This is a genomic window from Luteibacter aegosomaticola, from assembly GCF_023078475.1.
Taxonomy (GTDB): domain Bacteria; phylum Pseudomonadota; class Gammaproteobacteria; order Xanthomonadales; family Rhodanobacteraceae; genus Luteibacter; species Luteibacter aegosomaticola.
The window spans coordinates 3,575,725-3,591,920 of the sequence record NZ_CP095741.1; the positions used below are offsets into that span (position 1 = coordinate 3,575,725).

Here is a 16,196-nt window from a genome sequence, read left to right on the forward strand (position 1 = left end):
CTCCTCGCATCCCCCCTCTGTTTCTACAAGCTATCGCCTCCGCGGCGAGCTAGCGTCGTTCGCGTGTGTTTTCGCGAATGGCGCCGCTTACCCATCGCTCGATCACCAGGATTGCCCCCATGCCGTACGCCCCTCGTCGCCTCGCCCTCCCCCTTCTGATCGCCGCAGCCATCGCTACGCCGGTCGCAAGCGCGCAGGAGACGCCCCAGGATCCACAGGCGAAATCGCCCACCCAGCTCGATTCCGTGGTCGTCACTGGCACCCGTTCGGTGAACCGCAGCCAGGAAAGCTCACTGTCACCCATCGACATCGTGACGGCGAAGGATCTGCAATCCGCAGGCGATACCCAACTGGCCGCCGTCCTGTCCCGCCTGGTCCCCTCACTGAACTTCCCACGCGCGCCCGGCAACGATGGCTCGGGCATCGTGCGCCCGGCCGCCCTGCGTGGTCTCTCACCCGACCAGACCCTGGTGCTCGTCAACGGAAAGCGCTGGCACACCACGGCGCTGCTCAACCTGCAGGGCGCGCTGGGTCGCGGCTCCGCGCCGGCTGACCTGAACTCGATTCCCATCTCCGCCATCGACCATATCGAAGTGCTGCGCGATGGCGCTTCCGCGCAATACGGCTCGGATGCCATCGCTGGCGTCATCAACATCGTGCTCAAGGGTGCGGCGAAGCCCGGCAGCAATGAAGCCAGCATCACCGCCGGGCGCTACAGCGCGGGCGACGGCAAGCAATGGCAGGGCGAGGCCAGCATTGGCGTGCCGCTCGGCGGCGATAAAGGCTGGGCGCGGCTGAGCGTCGTCGATGGCCATGCCGATGCCACCAACCGCGGGGGTCGTGATTTCCGCGACCCCACCTCTCCGGTCTACGGCGAGAAAACCCAGCGCATCGGCGAGCCCGACATCACCAACCACCAGGCGCTGCTGAACGTGCAGTACGCACTGACACCGCATGCCGACTTCTACTCATTCGCCAGCACCAGTAGCCGCGAGGGCACCTCGCCCGCCCTGTACCGCGCGTATAACAGCACGCGCAACGTCCCTTCGATTTATCCGAATGGGTTCCTCCCGTTGAACGATGTGCGCTCGATCGACAGTGCGCTCGTGGCCGGTGTCCGCGGCACGACGGAGAGCGGCTGGCGCTGGGATATCAGCGGGAACTATGGGCGGGACCACGTCAGTATCGATCCGATCCACACCTTGAACGTCGACCTCGGCGCTGCCAGCCCGACGAGCTTCAACGCCGGCCGGCTCGTTTCCACGCAGAAGGCCTTCGACATCGACATCGCCAAGGATGTTTCGGTCGGCTGGTTGCAGAATCCGGTCACGGTGGCGTTCGGTGTGGAATATCTCTACCAGCGCTACGGCATCGAGGCGGGCGACCCGGCGTCGTACTACGGCACGGGTTCACAGGGCTTCCCCGGCTTTACGCCAGGCGATTCCGGCTACCACTCGCGACACGATGTCGCCGAGTACGTCAGCCTGGAGAACCAGATCACCGACAAGCTCAGCGGTTCGCTTGCCATCCGCCACGAGGACTACACCGACTTCGGTAATACGACGTCGGGCACGCTCTCGGCCCGCTACGACTTCACCGATACCTTCGCCCTGCGCGGCACCGCCGGCACGGGCTTCCGCGCCCCATCGCTCGCGCAGCAGTTCTACACGACGACGTCAACGAACGTGATTGGCGGCGTACCCACGCAGATCCGCAACTTCGCGGTAAGCGACCCGGTGGCGCAGGCGCTCGGCGCGGAATCGCTGAAGGCGGAGAAATCGCACAATTACACGCTAGGCGCGACGTACCTGCCTGGCGCCTGGACGTTCTCCCTTGATGTCTACCAGATCACGATCGGTGACCGTGTCGTGCCGTCGGAGAATCTGGTTGGTGACGACGTACAGGCGTACCTCACCAGCCAGGGCTACGCGAACATCCAGGGCGGCAGCTACTTCACCAATGCATTGAAGACACGCACGCGCGGCGTCGACTTCAGCAGCGGCTACCGGCTTGATCTCGGTGCGTCGGGCGTCTGGCAGTTCACGGCGGCATACAACCGCAACCACACCACGATCCTCTCAGTGGCACCGAACCCGCCGCAGCTCGCGCAGAACGGACTCGAGCTCGTCCGCGTCGGCCATATCGCGCAGGGCTACATCACCGATGGCGCGCCGCGTGACAAGATCGCGCTAGGTAGCGACTACACCCTCGGCGACTGGGCGTTCCACGGCACCCTCACCCGCTACGGCCAGTTCCGGCAGAATCAGGATCCCGTGAGCAATCCCGGCTATGACCAGACCTTCCCAGCGCGTTGGCTGCTCGATCTTTCCGCGAACTACAACGTCGATGGCTGGACGTTCACCGCGGGCGTCGACAATCTCACGAACGTCTATCCGCAGAGGTACAAAGCGGGGAGCGATGGTGCGGTGGGCGGTACGTGGCCGTACCCGGACTACTCGCCGTTTGGTTATAGCGGGCGTTATCTGTACACGCGCGTGGCGTATCGTTGGTAGGCAGCCAGAAAAAGAAAAGGCCCCAGCACGCATGCCAGGGCCTCTCTCGTCGACGTTCGGCAGCGCTTAGCGCAACCCCGTCTCCGCACGCGCAATGACGAGACGCTGGATCTCGCTCGTGCCCTCATAGATCTCGGTGATCTTGGCATCGCGGAAGTAACGCTCGAGCGGCATTTCCTTCGAGTAACCCATGCCACCGTGGATCTGCACCGCCTGGTGGGTGATCCACATGGCGGCTTCGGACGCGACGAGCTTGGCCATCGACGCCTCGGTGCCGAAACGGCCGCCGGTTTTCTCGACCTGGCCCTTCGTCCACGCGGCACGCAGGGTCAGCAGAAGCGCCGAATCCAGCTTGCACTTCATGTCGGCGATCTTGGCCTGGGTCATCTGGAACGTGCCGATCGGGGTCCCGAAGGCCTTGCGGTCACGCGACCACTGCAGCGTGGCTTCATAAGCCGCACGGGCGATGCCGATGGCCTGCGAAGCAATGCCGATGCGGCCAGCATCCAGCACGCCCATGGCGATGCCGAAACCCTTGCCCTCGGCACCCAGCAGGTCTTCCTTCGGGCACACGTAGTCGTGGAATTCGATTTCGCAGGTGGCCGACGCACGGATACCCAACTTCGGCTCGGTCTTGCCGGCCAGGAACCCCGGGCGCTGCGTGTCGATAATGAAGGCGGACACGCCCTTGGCGCCGATCCCCGGCGTGGTCACGGCGAACAGCACGATGTAACGCGCCACGGGGCCGGAGGTAATCCAGCTCTTCTTGCCATTGATGACCCAGTCACCCTCGGCGTTCTTCACCGCGCGAGTGTGCATGTTCGACGCATCGGAGCCCGACTGCGGCTCGGTAAGCGCGTAGGCACCAATAGCCTCGCCCGAGGCGATAGCGCGGACGTACTTCTGCTTCTGCTCTTCGGTACCGTTCTTCAGGATGCCGTTGCAGAACAGCGAGTTGTTCACCGACATGATGGTCGAAGTGGCGGCATCGGCCGCGGCGATCTCGACCATGGCCAGCACGTAGGCGACCGGATCCATGCCCGCGCCGCCGTATTCTTCCGGCACCTCGATACCCATGAGGCCGAGCTGGCCCATTTCCTGGATGTTCTCGAGCGGGAATTCACCCTTGGCGTCGAGCTCGGCGGCCACCGGCACGATGCGCTTCTGGGCGAAATCGCGGGCGATGGACTGGATCGACAACTGGTCGTCGGTAAAGCGGAAATCCATGGGTCATACCTCGGGCCGGCAAGCGGCTCGGCTAGTCTTTGGGGGGAAGCGATCCGCCCATTCTAACGGTCGTTCGAGGTTTAGCCGCCCTGCACCGCAACATGCGAACTTGACGTTGGCGGGCTTCGGCCCCATCCTTAGTATCTCTGTATCGCGATGAAAGGATGTGGGATGGATCTGTCGACGGCCTCGACGGTGTTGCGGCTGCTCGCCGACCCCACGCGTGTGCGGCTTCTAGCCCTGCTCGATCGCGAGGAACTGACCGTGGCCGAGCTGGCCGCGGTGCTCCACCTGGCCCAGCCGCGCGTCTCAACGCACCTTGCGAAACTCAAGGAAGCCGAGCTCGTCCGCGACCGCCGCGCTGGCGTGTCGGCCTATTATCGCGCGAACACCGAAGCCGACCCTACGCTGATCGCGCTGGTCGGGTCGCTGCGCGACACCCTGAGCGATGCCCTGCTCCGGGAAGACGCCGAGCGCCTTCCCGCCGTGCTGGCCCAGCGTGCCAGTACCGAGGGTTGGGCTGACACCGTGGCGGGCGACATGGAACGCCACTACTCCCCGGGCCGTACCTGGGAAACCCTGGCGCGCTCCCTGCTCCAGCTGCTTGAGACCGGCGACGTACTGGATATCGCGTCGGGCGATGGCGTCACTGCCGAGCTCCTGGCGCCTCACGCCCACGCCATCCTGTGCATCGACAGTTCGGAGCGCGTCGTCGACGCAGCCCGACAGCGCCTGGCGCAGTTCACCAACGTCGAAGTGCGCCAGGGCGACATGCACCAGCTCGACCTCGGCGAACGTCGCTTCGATCTTGTGCTGATGATGCACGCCCTCACCTACGCCGAGCGTCCGGCCGATGTGTTCCGCCAGGTCGCCAGCGTACTCAAGTCGGGCGGCCGTGTGCTCGCCGTGACCCTTGGCGAACACGATCACCGCGCCGTCGTTGAACCCTTCGACCACCGCAACCTCGGCTTCAGCCGCGACGGCCTGATCGGCATGGCGCGCGACGCCGGCCTGGATGTCGTCAGTTGCGACCGCCTGAGCCGCGAACGCCGCGCTCCCCATTTCGAAGTCATCAGCCTGCTTGCGCGCAAGCCCTGACAGGAGGCCCCATGAGCACCCTTCCCTGGCTCCACCCCGAGCGCGTCGCCCTGATCCAGAAGGGCCTCGCCGAACGCATCATGATCCTCGACGGCGGCATGGGCACCATGCTGCAGAACCATAAACTCGACGAGGGCGGCTACCGTGGCGAACGCTTCGCCGGCGGCCACGACAGTACGCATGACCATGGCCACGACCACCCGGGCGAGTGCGATCTGAAGGGCAACAACGACCTGCTGCTGCTAACGCAGCCGGCGATCATCCAGGGCGTGCACAAGGCCTACCTGGACGCAGGCGCGGATTTCATCGAGACCAACACGTTCAATGCCACGCGCGTGAGCCAGGCGGATTACCACCTGGAACACCTCGTGCCCGAGCTGAACCGCGAGGGCGCGCGGCTGGCCCGTGAGGTGTGTGATGCCATGACCCTGAAGACGCCGGAAAAGCCGCGCTTCGTCATCGGTGTGATCGGCCCCACCAGCCGCACCGCCTCAATCTCGCCCGACGTGAACGACCCCGGCTTCCGCAACGTCAGTTTCGAAGAGCTCAAGACCAACTACATCGAAGCGGCTCGTGCCCTGATCGAAGGCGGTGCCGATACGATCATGGTGGAAACCATCTTCGACACGCTCAATGCGAAGGCCGCGCTATTCGCCCTCGCCGAGCTGTTTGAACAGATGGGCGCCCGCGTCCCGGTGATGATCTCAGGCACGATCACCGACCGCTCCGGCCGCACGCTCTCGGGCCAGACGGCCGAAGCGTTCTTCTACTCGGTCGAACACATCCAGCCGCTCTCCGTGGGCCTGAACTGCGCGCTCGGCGCCGAGGACCTGCGCCCGCACGTCAGCATGCTCGCGCGCATCGCCAATGCTGCCGTCAGCACGCACCCGAACGCAGGCCTGCCCAACGCGTTCGGCGAGTACGACGAATCGCCCGAGAGCATGGCGGCGACGATCCGCAGCTTTGCCGCGGATGGCCTGATCAACATCGTGGGTGGCTGTTGTGGCACCACGCCCGCCCATATCGCGGCGATCGCCGCTGCCGTGGCGCCGTACGCGCCCCGCGCACCCAAGAGCACAGCTGAAGCCGCATGAGCATTCGCTACACCCGCCTCTCCGGCCTTGAGCCGCTGGTCCTCACCCCGGACCTGAACTTCATCAACGTCGGTGAACGTACCAACGTCACCGGCTCGGCCCAGTTTCGCAAGCTGATCAAGGAAGGCCGATACGAAGAGGCCGTGGACGTCGCCCGCCAGCAGGTGGAAAACGGCGCGCAGATCATCGATATCAACATGGACGAGGGCCTGATCGATTCCGAAGCCGCGATGACTCGCTTCGTGAACCTGATCTCCTCCGAGCCCGATATCGCCCGCGTGCCGATCATGGTCGACTCCTCGAAGTGGAGCGTGATCGAGGCCGGTCTGCGCTGCATGCAGGGTAAGGGCATCGTGAACTCCATCTCGATGAAGGAAGGCGAGGCCCTGTTCATCGAGCATGCGCGCAAGGTACGCCAGTACGGTGCGGCCGTGGTCGTCATGGCCTTCGACGAAGTCGGCCAGGCGGATACGAAGGAGCGCAAGATCGAGATCTGTTCGCGCGCCTATGAATTGCTCGTCGACCAGCTTAACTTCCCGCCCGAAGACATCATCTTCGATCCCAATATCTTCGCCATCGCCACGGGCATCGAAGAACACAACAACTACGCCGTCGATTTCATCGAGGCCACGCGCGAGCTCAAGAAGCGCTTTCCCTCGTCGCACATCTCAGGCGGCGTCTCGAACGTCTCGTTCTCGTTCCGTGGCAACAACCCGGTGCGCGAAGCGATCCATTCCGTGTTCCTCTACCACGCAATCGCGGCGGGCATGGACATGGGCATCGTCAATGCCGGCGGCCTGTCGATCTACGACGACCTGCCGGAGGAGTTGCGCGAGCGCGTCGAGGACGTCGTGCTCAACCGCCGCCCCGACGCCACCGAACGCTTGCTCGATGTTGCGGACAAATACAAAGGTGGCAAGGGAGCCGCCGTGGTCGAATCGGCCGCGTGGCGCGAAAAGGGCGTGCAAGAACGCCTGAGCCATGCCCTGGTGCATGGCATCGATCAGTACGTCGTGGAAGACACCGAAGAGGCACGCCAGCTTTCGGCGCGCCCGCTCGATGTCATCGAAGGTCCGCTGATGTCGGGCATGAACGTGGTCGGTGACCTGTTCGGCGCTGGCAAGATGTTCCTTCCGCAGGTCGTGAAATCCGCACGCGTCATGAAGAAGGCGGTGGCGCACCTCATCCCCTTCATCGAAGAAGAAAAGAAACGCTCAGGCGAGGCCGTACGCAGCAATGGCAAGATCGTGCTGGCCACCGTCAAGGGCGACGTCCACGACATCGGCAAGAACATCGTCGGCGTGGTCCTGCAGTGCAATAACTTCGAGGTGATCGACCTCGGCGTGATGGTGCCGACGCAGAAGATCCTCGATACCGCGCGCGCCGAGCATGCCGACATCATCGGCCTCTCTGGCCTGATCACGCCGTCGCTCGAGGAAATGAGCCAGGTCGCTCGCGAGATGCAGCGCCAGGAATTCCATGTGCCCCTGCTCATCGGCGGCGCCACGACCTCCCGCGCGCACACCGCCCTGCGCATCGAGCCGCACTACAAGTCCCCTACCGTCTGGGTGAAGGATGCTTCCCGCGCCGTCGGCGTGGCGCAGTCTCTGGTCAGCAAGGACCTCGTCGACGAGTTCATGGCCAAGGTGCGCTCGGAGTATGCCGAAGTGCGCGAGCGCCACCGTGGCCGGGGCACGGGCAAGACCCTGGTCTCGATGGACAAGGCACGCGCGCAACGCTTTCAGGGCGATTGGGAGGCCTATACACCGCCCACGCCGAAGACGCCCGGTCTCACGGTATTCGACGATTACGATCTGGCCGAGCTCCGCCGGTACATCGACTGGTCGCCGTTCTTCAACGCGTGGGAACTGGCTGGCAAGTTCCCGGCCATCCTCACCGACGACGTTGTCGGCACCCAGGCCACGGAGCTCTTCAACGACGCCCAGGCCATGCTCGACAAGGTCATTGCCGAGAAGTGGCTCACGGCCAAGGGCGTGATCGGCTTCTGGCCCGCCGCGCAGGTGGGCGACGATGTCGAGGTATACGCCGAAACCGGCACGGCGAAGCGCAAGCCCATGGCCGTGCTGCACCACCTGCGCCAGCAGGTCGACAAGCCGGTGGAACGGCCGGACTTCTGCCTCTCGGATTTCGTGGCGCCAAAGGACAGCGGCGTTCAGGACTGGGTCGGCGGCTTCGCGGTTACCGCGGGCATCGGCATCGATGCCCACGTCGCACGGTTCGAGGCGTCGCACGACGACTACTCATCGATCCTGCTCAAGGCACTGGCCGACCGCCTGGCCGAGGCTTTCGCCGAACGGATGCACGAGCGCGTCCGCAAGGAATTCTGGGGATACGAGCCGGACGAAGCACTGGATAACGACGCCCTCATTAACGAGGACTACCGCGGCATTCGCCCTGCCCCGGGTTACCCCGCCTGCCCGGAACACACCGAGAAGCGCACGCTGTTCTCGCTGCTCGACGCGACGAAGCACACCACGGTAGAGCTGACCGAAGGCATGGCCATGTACCCCACGGCCGCCGTTTCGGGCTGGTATTTCTCGCACCCGGATAGCCAGTACTTCGTGGTGGGCCGACTCACCCGCGAGCAGGTCGACGATTACGCCAAGCGCAAGGGCTGGGACCGCCAGGAGGCCGAACGCTGGCTGGCGACCAACCTGGATTACGACCCCGATTAATTATCTTCGGGGCCGCCGGGCTTCACGGTTTCCTTCGTGTCCTTATTCTTCAGGTGCGCGAACACGTTGTAGAACGAGACCAGCATCGGAAAGGCCGTCTGGATAATCCCGACCGAATCGTTCTTGCCCCAGATGAAGTAAGCCAGGGTCAGGATGCTGCCGCTGACCGACAGGTACCAGAAGGACATCGGCACGGTGACCTTCTTGTTTTTCTTCGTGGCGTAGAACTGGACGAACCAGCGTGCCGTGAAGAGCAAGGTGCCGAGCAGGCCGATGATCTTCCAGGGCGTGATCGTGATCAGGTGCAGTTCGGTAAGGGCTTCGTGCATGGCGATGTCCGGGGCGGGCGTCCGGCGATTCTAAGGCGTGACGCCTTGCCGGGGGCTTAGGTGGTCGGAACCGGGCAAAAAAAACCCGGCGCGAGGCCGGGTTTTAAAAATTCGATGGTGGGCGGTACAAGGATCGAACTTGTGACACCTGCCGTGTGAAGGCAGTGCTCTACCGCTGAGCTAACCGCCCATCGAGCCGCGAATCATACGGGTTCAGTCAACCCCAGTCAACCAGTCCCCGGGCTGCAGGAGCCCGACGCGGCGTCGCCGGCTTGCGCCGGCAGCTCGACCACGCCAGCGCGGCCGGAGGCCTGGACATCGAAGCGGCGCCCGGTGGCCCGGCCCGTACTTTCACCCACCGTCTCGTTGCCGTGGCGGGCACACAGGAACGCGCTAAACGTACCGATCGTGGATGCCCCGCGGGGGTTGAACGTGATGATTTTCGCCGCGTCGGTGACCATGATAGACACCTTCTGGGCACCCTCATTGATGCGTACGAGCTCGTTCCCTTCCTCGTACGCCTTGCCGGCTGCGGACGCGACGTAAACCAGGTAGCCCGCACTGTAATCCTTCGAATCGGAGCAGCTGGGCTTATCCGCAGTCGCGTTCGTCGACGGGCAGACCGACACGAAGATATTACGGGTGATGGCCGTCGAGCGCGCCATGCGCAGGGTCGTGAGGAACTCGTTGGTGTTGCTGCTGACGTCGTTCCGGCGGACGAAATCGACGAAAGATGGCGCAGCGATGGCCAACAGGATCGCCAGCACCGTGATGGTCACCATCAGCTCGACCAACGTAAAGCCCTGCGCACCGCGACGGCCGCCACTCACTTGGCACCTCCATCGCACCACGCTGCCACGTCACGCTTCGCATTATTGCGCGCGGCCTCCAGTTCGTCCTGGTCCATGCGCCGGGCCGAGGTCGGGTCGCTGCTGTTCACCACCATCGCACTGCCGGCCACCGTAGAGGCATTCGCCTTCGCGTTTTCGCAGTTCCGCGTGCGTGCGGCCGTTTCGGCCGAAGCCAATTTCGCATCGGAACCCGCTGCCGGCTGCGGCTGCCCCGGGGTTGCCGCCTGCGACGAAGGCACGGCCGCTTTCGCGTTGAGCCGCATATGGCTGGCGTTTTCGTTCGGCGGCGGCTGGTCGGCGTAATGGACGACGCCCGAGCTATCGGTCCACTTGTAGACGTTGGTGCTCTGTGCCGATACGGCCGAAGACACGACCGCGCTCAGGAGGACGATAGCGGCTAAGTGCTTCATGAGCGGTTCCAGCAGGCGGGATCGTTGGCGGTGGAGCCGGTGGAACCGCGTACGCCCAGGTTGGTAAGCGTCAGCGTCTGGCACGCGGTGTCGTCCTTTTGCTGAGCACCCTCTGCGGTCGCCCTCACGGTATATCCCGTCGACGACGCCGACGGGATATCGATGCTGTACAACTCACCGGCCATGGTGCTTTGCGCGTTCAGCTTGGTGAGATCGTTCGTGTACGCATTGTTCGAGTAGTAGAAACGCTCCTGTCGGGCGCCAAGATCGGACAATACCGACTGCGCGTCCACGCGATGCGAGCGCACCACGTAGCGGCGGTATTGCGGAATAGCCACGGCCGCCAGGATCGAGATGATCAGCACCACGATCACCAGCTCCAGCAAGGTGAAGCCGCGCGCTTTCAGGCTACGAAGGTTGCGTTCCATCACTTGTTCCCCAGGGGTTCGCGCCAGGACGTCTCGCCGCTAGTCACCGGATTAAGCGTCGCCACGTCCTTACAGACGATGGCACCCGTCGACGTCTGCGTGCAGGCCGTCACCGTCTTTGAGCCATTGCGGTCCGACGTGTTGTCACCCGCATGCAGGGACGGCGGCGCCGGCATGCCCTGGCCAAGCGACATCGAGTCGGAAATGCGCCCGTTGGAGCCCGTGCCGAAGATCGGCGCCGTCGGCGAGGCCGTGCCCGTCTTGTAGTTGCTACCGATCAGGTACGACGCGCCAAGGCCCGTGCAGATCGACGTACCCGGGATATAGGTCGCGGTCAGCAGGATGTCGCCCAGCAGGGTCTGGGCACTCACCACGCGCTCGGACGGGTTGGTGCTGTTGACCTGGAGATTCCGGTACCAGCCGGCGACGCCCGACGAATCGAAGATCGCCTGCAGCGCATCAAAGGTAGCGGTGCCCTTCGGGATGAGTGGGTTGTCGTCGGTGCCGGTGATGGACTGGTTCGCGAAGATGTTCAATCCCGTCACGTTGACGAGGTTAGACAGCGTCACCTTGGTACTCGCCTGCGGATCGCCACTCGTCAGCAACGACGTATCGATCAAGCCAAAGATGCGCTGCTGCCCTGCGGTAGCCTTGTCGGTAGAGCTGAACAGTCGGCCGGTACCGAAGAACGCCATCGGCGCGCCGCGGTCGTTGCGGGCCAGCGTCGGGCGAACAGTCACCGGCATGCCAGCTGGCGCGAGCGTCGCATCCGACATGTTCAACATCAGCGAAGCGGTCCAGTTCGCCGGCGCAGGATCACCATTGATGGCGATCTTCCAGAAATGCCCGCCAAACTCGCTGTTGTTCGAGCCGCGATCGAAGACGCTGCCGAAGTAGAACGCCTCGGCCTTGTCGTCGAGATTGAAGTCCGAAGCGATCAGATCGCCTGCGAAGCTGGTCTTGCCGACTTCGTTCACCGTACCGAGATCAAACACCTTCGGGTTGATGGCCGGCGTGGCGGCGGTAAGGTCCGCCATGTCATAGACATTCACCTTCAGGTTCTGGGTCGAACCGACGCGAGTGATGTCCGTCGGGCCAGAACCAAGAGCGAGGAAGAACTTGTTCGGCGCATCCTTCGCATCCGACGGGTCGCGAACCACGGCCATCGCGGGTGCGGACGTCGTCCATGTACCCGGGAAGCTGAGCTCCGCCAACACGCGAGGCTGGGCCTCCGGATTGGTCACATCGAGCACGACGTAAGACGACTGCGCCGTGAACGGCTTCGGGTCCTTCGTATCGGTCGACGTCGGTACCGTGATCGAACCACCACCCAGGCGGAACGGCACCACCAGCACCGTGCCCCAACCATTGATGTGCACCGTGTCATCGGGCGTGAAGGTCTTCACGTCGAAGGCGACCGGGCTGCCGTCCACGTAGTACGTGTGCGAGTAGTTCGGATCCGTCAGCCAGCGCAGGTGCGGTAGTTCATTGCCCGGTACATACGCCCACACCTCGGCACCGAGCGGGTGCGCGGTCATTGCCTTGACCACCGTGTCGGCAACGTTGTGGTTGGTCGCGGTGCACACCGCGCCAGAGGGCTGGGTCGTGAAGCGCTGGCAGCTCGTGTTGTAGAAGCCGCCATTGAAGGCATGGATCATGCCGTCGTTCGCGCCCACGTAAACCATCTGGCGACGGTAGCGGTAGTAATCGCGGAAGGCGGCGTACGAACTGTCGTTGTACAGGAGGTCATACGATTCGGAGGGCGCCCCGACAGCCAGCGGCGTCGAGTTAACAATATCGCCAAGGCGCGCGACACGACCCAGCTGCGCCGTCGCCGTGCCGAAATCGACCGTGCGGTTGCGCATGCCCGAGACTTCTACACCACGGATCCAGCTGATGATGTTTTGCGCTTCTGCGGCCGTATTGGTGTTGAGGTAGCGGAAGTTGTTCGAGTTAAAGGACGTCTTGCCCGCGGAATCCCAGGCAAACGGCACGACTTCACCGGCATCCACCTTGCCGTTGAGGTTTGAGTCGATCCACGTGAAGACATACCGACCGTTTGCCGGGGTCTCGGCGGTGGTATACGTGCGCTGGGTACCCGCGACCATGGCGGGGTCGAACAACTGGGTGCGCACGTTCCACAGCGTATTGAGATCACTGAGTTCCACGATCGTGGAGCCCGATGGAATGAACGTGTCATTGCTCGACGACGAGAAGCGGTTAGCCACCGTCTTACCGCCACCGGTCTGGTAGGTATACGTGATGACCGGGTCGGTGTTGTAGTCGTCGAGCTGCCCGTTGTGGTTGCCATCTTCGCGCAGCAGGCCGTGCTGGTCGGTCCACAGGCCGGTCAGCGAGCCAATCCAGGTCGCGCGACGGCCCGACGTATCGGTACGCTCACCTTCGTAGAGGGCCTGGTACGTCACGCCAGTGCCGTTGGCACTTGTCGCTACCGTGGCAGCCGCCGTACCCGATGCCACCTTCGCGAGGATCTTGCGGAAGAGCGCATCCAGCGAGGTCTGCAGCTTGCCCGGATCGGTGACGAGGAAGTAGTTATCCGGTACGCCGCCGTTGCCTGCGCTGCTCCACTTGGTGATGTCATTCGGATCCGCGTCGTTCGCCGGGGTATCCGTGCCGTCCGGCTTGGTGGGATCCGCGCGGAAGCCACCCCACTTCGCGGCGTAAAGCAGCGGATCGCTCAACGCAGACGCATTGGTGCTGCCCACCTTGTAGACACCCACCGTCGCAGGGTCGGTGACCTGGCAGTTATTGCAACCACCGCCGTTATCGATGACGCCATTGCCCAGCAACGAATTGCCGCTCGTGTCCTGGACCTTGATGCTCGTGGGATCCTTGTACTGGAAGTTATAGATCCCCGAATGGAAGTGCGGACCATCCTGGGTCGTGCCCGAAATGACGTAGCCGAAGCCCTGCCCGTTGGTCGTCGAGGCAGCCACCGGCTTGGTCGTGATCTTCACCGTGTCCTTGGTGATCTCATAGGTGATGGTGCCCCACATGTCCTGGTCGTAATCACCACCGGCGAAGCTGTCTTCCCAAACCGCGTAGAACTTGCCGCTGTTGGTTGTCGCCGTCGTGGTCTGGCTCAGGATCTTGAAATCAACCAGCTGACCCCCGCCGATACCATTTCCCACCTTCAAGCGGTAAGCGGGAATGATGGTGATGAACTGGCTCTTCGAGCCAGGGACCGCGATGCGGATCGTCGGCGTATTCGTCGCCAGCTGCACGCCGAAGGTGTTCACCTTGAGCGATGTGCGGTCGTCGGCCGGCACGATGTCCTCGTTCGTCGACGGATCCTTGCCGAGGTCCATGATCCGGTTGATGTGCGCGCCGTATGCCGCGCCCGCCATCAGGTACCCGCCTTGCAACGCCGGCGACTCGGGGCAGATGCCGTAAGCCGCGCTCAGGCCGGAAATGGTCTTCGCCGAGCACAGCGAATCCTGCGTACCGTTGGTCACGTTACCCACGAACCAGGAATTGCCGTTGATGCCCTCTCCCGTGCCGACCAGGTCGGTCCAGGCTGAGACGCTCCGCCCGGTATTCAGGTCATCGAAGCCCGTTGTCTGGTCGGTATCGTAGCTCAGCGAGCTCGCGTTGAAGTTAATGACGTTCAGCGCAGCACAGAAGTTGGCCTGGGTGACGGGCTTGTTCCACGTCGCGACGGTCAGGCCGATCGTGGCGTCTTCGGTACCGGATTTGAACGCATCGTTCGGCGCTGCCTTGCCGGCCAGGTAACGCAAGGTTTCAATATAGCTTTCCGCCATCGGGTTACCCCACGACGAGCAGTTACCTTCTTTAACGTAGCCTGACGGAGGACTGGCGGCCGAGGAAATGCCGATCTGCTGGTACGTACAACCGTTGGCGCCGGTCGCGCCGTAGTTGTTGCCGTTGTTATAAAGGTACCCGTAGATGCGAAGCGCGTTGACGTTCTTGATGATGCCCTTGATACCGCTATCGGTACGAATGACGCCCGTGGCCGGGTCGATTTCGTTGGAGATAAAGTCGCCCGTGTTCGTACCCGCATCGGGAAGCGCCGCACGCAGCACGCCGCCCGATGCATTCTTGTCGAAGCTCGGCGTCACCAGGCCAAACTTGATCGTGCCCGCCTCACCGTACTTTTGCAGGAGGCCCACCGGTTTGAGTGTCGGCGTCGCGGCCTTGTCGTCCGGATACTTCTTGCAGTTCTCGGCACCAAGGAGGTTGGCGACGCAGACACGCACGCGAGCGTTGAGCTGCGCCCAATCCGTACCGTTAACACCGGTGTTTGCAGGATTTTCGGCCGCCGAACTCAAGCCGGAAAAAGCATAACGGTTGCCGTTACTAAAGAGGCCGTCAGCGAAGCCACCCTGCGCCACTGAAGCCTCGCTACGCCACTGGCATTGCTTGCTTTCGTTCGACGCCCAAAGCGCCATGTCACCCACGGCGACACGAATCAACGGGGCGGACGTATCGCCCTGCGACGTGGTCGGGCTGTTGGTTCCCACGGGAGTCGTGTTGCAGAAGCTGATACCACCCTGGCGCGTCAGGTTGGTTACCTTCCACGACGACATGCCGCCCAGGATTTTCAGGCAGCTATCGACCGTACCGCACGAGGCAGCCAGGCTGCCGCTGAACATCCCTGCCTGAACGCGAAATTCGGCGCGGTCCTTGTTGGCATTGGTGACGTAGGACGAATCGGCGCCAGCAAGCCACTTGCCGTTACCATCCTGCCACGAGTAGTTGAGGTACCGAAGCGGCGCATCAAGCGTCAACGTGCCCGCCGTGCTCGTACCTTCGAAACGGAACTGATCACCGGGCTGCCCCGCAAGGGCTCCGGGAAATTTCTTCGTGCGAAGGAGCCAGTAATTATTACTATTTTCGCTGTAGGTGCCGTTACCGGAGTAGAAGATATCGCCCACTTTTGAGGTCGAATACGCGGCGACCGCCGTAGGGCTGAACGTCGTGAGCTGATTGATGTCCGAGCCGTTGTAGTACTTCGCGAACGAGTGCGCATCCATCGGAAGGTGCGCGCGTTCGAGGATCGTCTTGCCGGTTGACGAAGCATCATCGGTGGAACGATAGCCGCCGTAAAGAATCTGGCGAACTTCGTCCATACGGGTCATCGACACCCAGTTCAGGAAGTTGCCCGACCACGCAGATGTGCAGTAATGACCCGTGGCCAACGCCGAAGGCGAGAAATAGCCATCGGTAGCGCTGTACGTATAGCACTTGGTGTTATCGAAGTAGCCCGCGTAATTGACGGAATTCTTGTAAGTCGTGTCGATCACCTGATCGTTGTCAAGATCGGTGAAGTCGTTATACGCCTTGTAAAACAACTGGTGGTCACGCGAGAGGTTCAGCATGACGAGCGGCGCGGCACCCGCGACGCCCAGCGGCGGATCCACCGCGTAGGCACCTGCCTGCTGGTTGGTCGGCGAGATCGAGGTGGCGTGGGCTTCGGGCACGCCGGCGAACAGCGTGCCGACGATCGCGGCAAACGCGCCAGCGAACAATCCGGATCGGGTGAGGCGAAAAAGATTCATCACTAGTCCT

At 63.1% G+C, this 16,196-nt stretch carries 10 protein-coding genes and 1 tRNA gene; 4 read left to right on the forward strand and 7 right to left on the reverse strand.

The genetic code is table 11. From position 1 onward, the window contains the following. Nucleotides 1-119: 119 nt before the first annotated feature. Complete coding sequence (locus tag L2Y96_RS15905) at nucleotides 120-2,513, forward strand: TonB-dependent receptor plug domain-containing protein (protein WP_247328127.1); 2,394 nt, start codon at nucleotides 120-122, stop codon at nucleotides 2,511-2,513. A gap of 66 nt (nucleotides 2,514-2,579) precedes the next feature. On the opposite strand, the gene L2Y96_RS15910 is transcribed toward L2Y96_RS15905, so the two are convergent. Then, nucleotides 2,580-3,740, reverse strand: coding sequence for an acyl-CoA dehydrogenase family protein (locus L2Y96_RS15910; RefSeq protein ID WP_247328128.1), 1,161 nt, complete (start codon nucleotides 3,738-3,740; stop codon nucleotides 2,580-2,582). Between the two features lie 171 nt (nucleotides 3,741-3,911). On the opposite strand from L2Y96_RS15910, the gene L2Y96_RS15915 reads away from it, so the two are divergent. Genes L2Y96_RS15915 through metH form a run of 3 tightly spaced genes read left to right on the forward strand, consistent with a single transcriptional unit; the run spans nucleotide 3,912 to nucleotide 8,628 of the window. Continuing rightward, a complete protein-coding gene (locus tag L2Y96_RS15915; RefSeq protein ID WP_247328130.1) occupies nucleotides 3,912-4,838 on the forward strand; it encodes an ArsR/SmtB family transcription factor in 927 nt (308 codons plus the stop codon). 11 nt (nucleotides 4,839-4,849) lie between these two features. Next, nucleotides 4,850-5,932 (forward strand): homocysteine S-methyltransferase family protein, encoded by a 1,083-nt coding sequence (locus L2Y96_RS15920; protein ID WP_247328132.1) that lies wholly within the window; start codon nucleotides 4,850-4,852, stop codon nucleotides 5,930-5,932. Then, entirely contained in the window at nucleotides 5,929-8,628 is a 2,700-nt protein-coding gene (gene metH, locus L2Y96_RS15925; RefSeq protein ID WP_343218416.1) for a methionine synthase, read from the forward strand. The genes L2Y96_RS15920 and metH overlap by 4 nt, the downstream gene beginning before the upstream one ends. Here metH and L2Y96_RS15930 read toward each other — a convergent pair. From L2Y96_RS15930 to L2Y96_RS15960, 6 genes are all read right to left on the reverse strand, one after another. Next, a complete protein-coding gene (locus tag L2Y96_RS15930) occupies nucleotides 8,625-8,957 on the reverse strand; it encodes a lipid-A-disaccharide synthase N-terminal domain-containing protein (protein WP_247328134.1) in 333 nt (110 codons plus the stop codon). The two genes, metH and L2Y96_RS15930, sit on opposite strands and share 4 nt — an antisense overlap. A gap of 115 nt (nucleotides 8,958-9,072) precedes the next feature. Next, a tRNA-Val gene (locus L2Y96_RS15935) sits at nucleotides 9,073-9,147 on the reverse strand. Nucleotides 9,148-9,184: 37 nt separating this feature from the next. Next, nucleotides 9,185-9,787, reverse strand: coding sequence for a GspH/FimT family pseudopilin (locus tag L2Y96_RS15940; protein ID WP_247328136.1), 603 nt, complete (start codon nucleotides 9,785-9,787; stop codon nucleotides 9,185-9,187). Beyond that, nucleotides 9,784-10,218: a DUF4124 domain-containing protein gene (locus L2Y96_RS15945; protein WP_247328139.1), complete on the reverse strand. Its 435-nt coding sequence runs from the start codon at nucleotides 10,216-10,218 to the stop codon at nucleotides 9,784-9,786. Before L2Y96_RS15945 ends, L2Y96_RS15940 begins: the two co-directional genes overlap by 4 nt. Continuing rightward, the gene (locus L2Y96_RS15950; protein ID WP_283248843.1) at nucleotides 10,215-10,646 is read right to left on the reverse strand and encodes a type IV pilin protein; all 432 of its coding nucleotides are present in this window, start codon (nucleotides 10,644-10,646) and stop codon (nucleotides 10,215-10,217) included. The genes L2Y96_RS15945 and L2Y96_RS15950 overlap by 4 nt, the downstream gene beginning before the upstream one ends. Next, nucleotides 10,646-16,186, reverse strand: coding sequence for a pilus assembly protein (locus tag L2Y96_RS15960; RefSeq protein ID WP_247328141.1), 5,541 nt, complete (start codon nucleotides 16,184-16,186; stop codon nucleotides 10,646-10,648). Before L2Y96_RS15960 ends, L2Y96_RS15950 begins: the two co-directional genes overlap by 1 nt. Nucleotides 16,187-16,196: the final 10 nt, after the last annotated feature.

Excerpts from the sequence above, each read along its gene's own strand:
- L2Y96_RS15905 (WP_247328127.1), top strand. The coding sequence starts at position 120 with ATGCCGTACGCCCCTCGTCGCCTCGCCCTCCCCCTTCTGATCGCCGCA.
- L2Y96_RS15930 (WP_247328134.1), bottom strand. The coding sequence starts at position 8,957 with ATGCACGAAGCCCTTACCGAACTGCACCTGATCACGATCACGCCCTGG.
- metH (WP_343218416.1), top strand. The coding sequence starts at position 5,929 with ATGAGCATTCGCTACACCCGCCTCTCCGGCCTTGAGCCGCTGGTCCTC.
- L2Y96_RS15950 (WP_283248843.1), bottom strand. The coding sequence starts at position 10,646 with ATGGAACGCAACCTTCGTAGCCTGAAAGCGCGCGGCTTCACCTTGCTG.
- L2Y96_RS15915 (WP_247328130.1), top strand. The coding sequence starts at position 3,912 with ATGGATCTGTCGACGGCCTCGACGGTGTTGCGGCTGCTCGCCGACCCC.
- L2Y96_RS15960 (WP_247328141.1), bottom strand. The coding sequence starts at position 16,186 with ATGAATCTTTTTCGCCTCACCCGATCCGGATTGTTCGCTGGCGCGTTT.
- L2Y96_RS15920 (WP_247328132.1), top strand. The coding sequence starts at position 4,850 with ATGAGCACCCTTCCCTGGCTCCACCCCGAGCGCGTCGCCCTGATCCAG.
- L2Y96_RS15910 (WP_247328128.1), bottom strand. The coding sequence starts at position 3,740 with ATGGATTTCCGCTTTACCGACGACCAGTTGTCGATCCAGTCCATCGCC.
- L2Y96_RS15945 (WP_247328139.1), bottom strand. The coding sequence starts at position 10,218 with ATGAAGCACTTAGCCGCTATCGTCCTCCTGAGCGCGGTCGTGTCTTCG.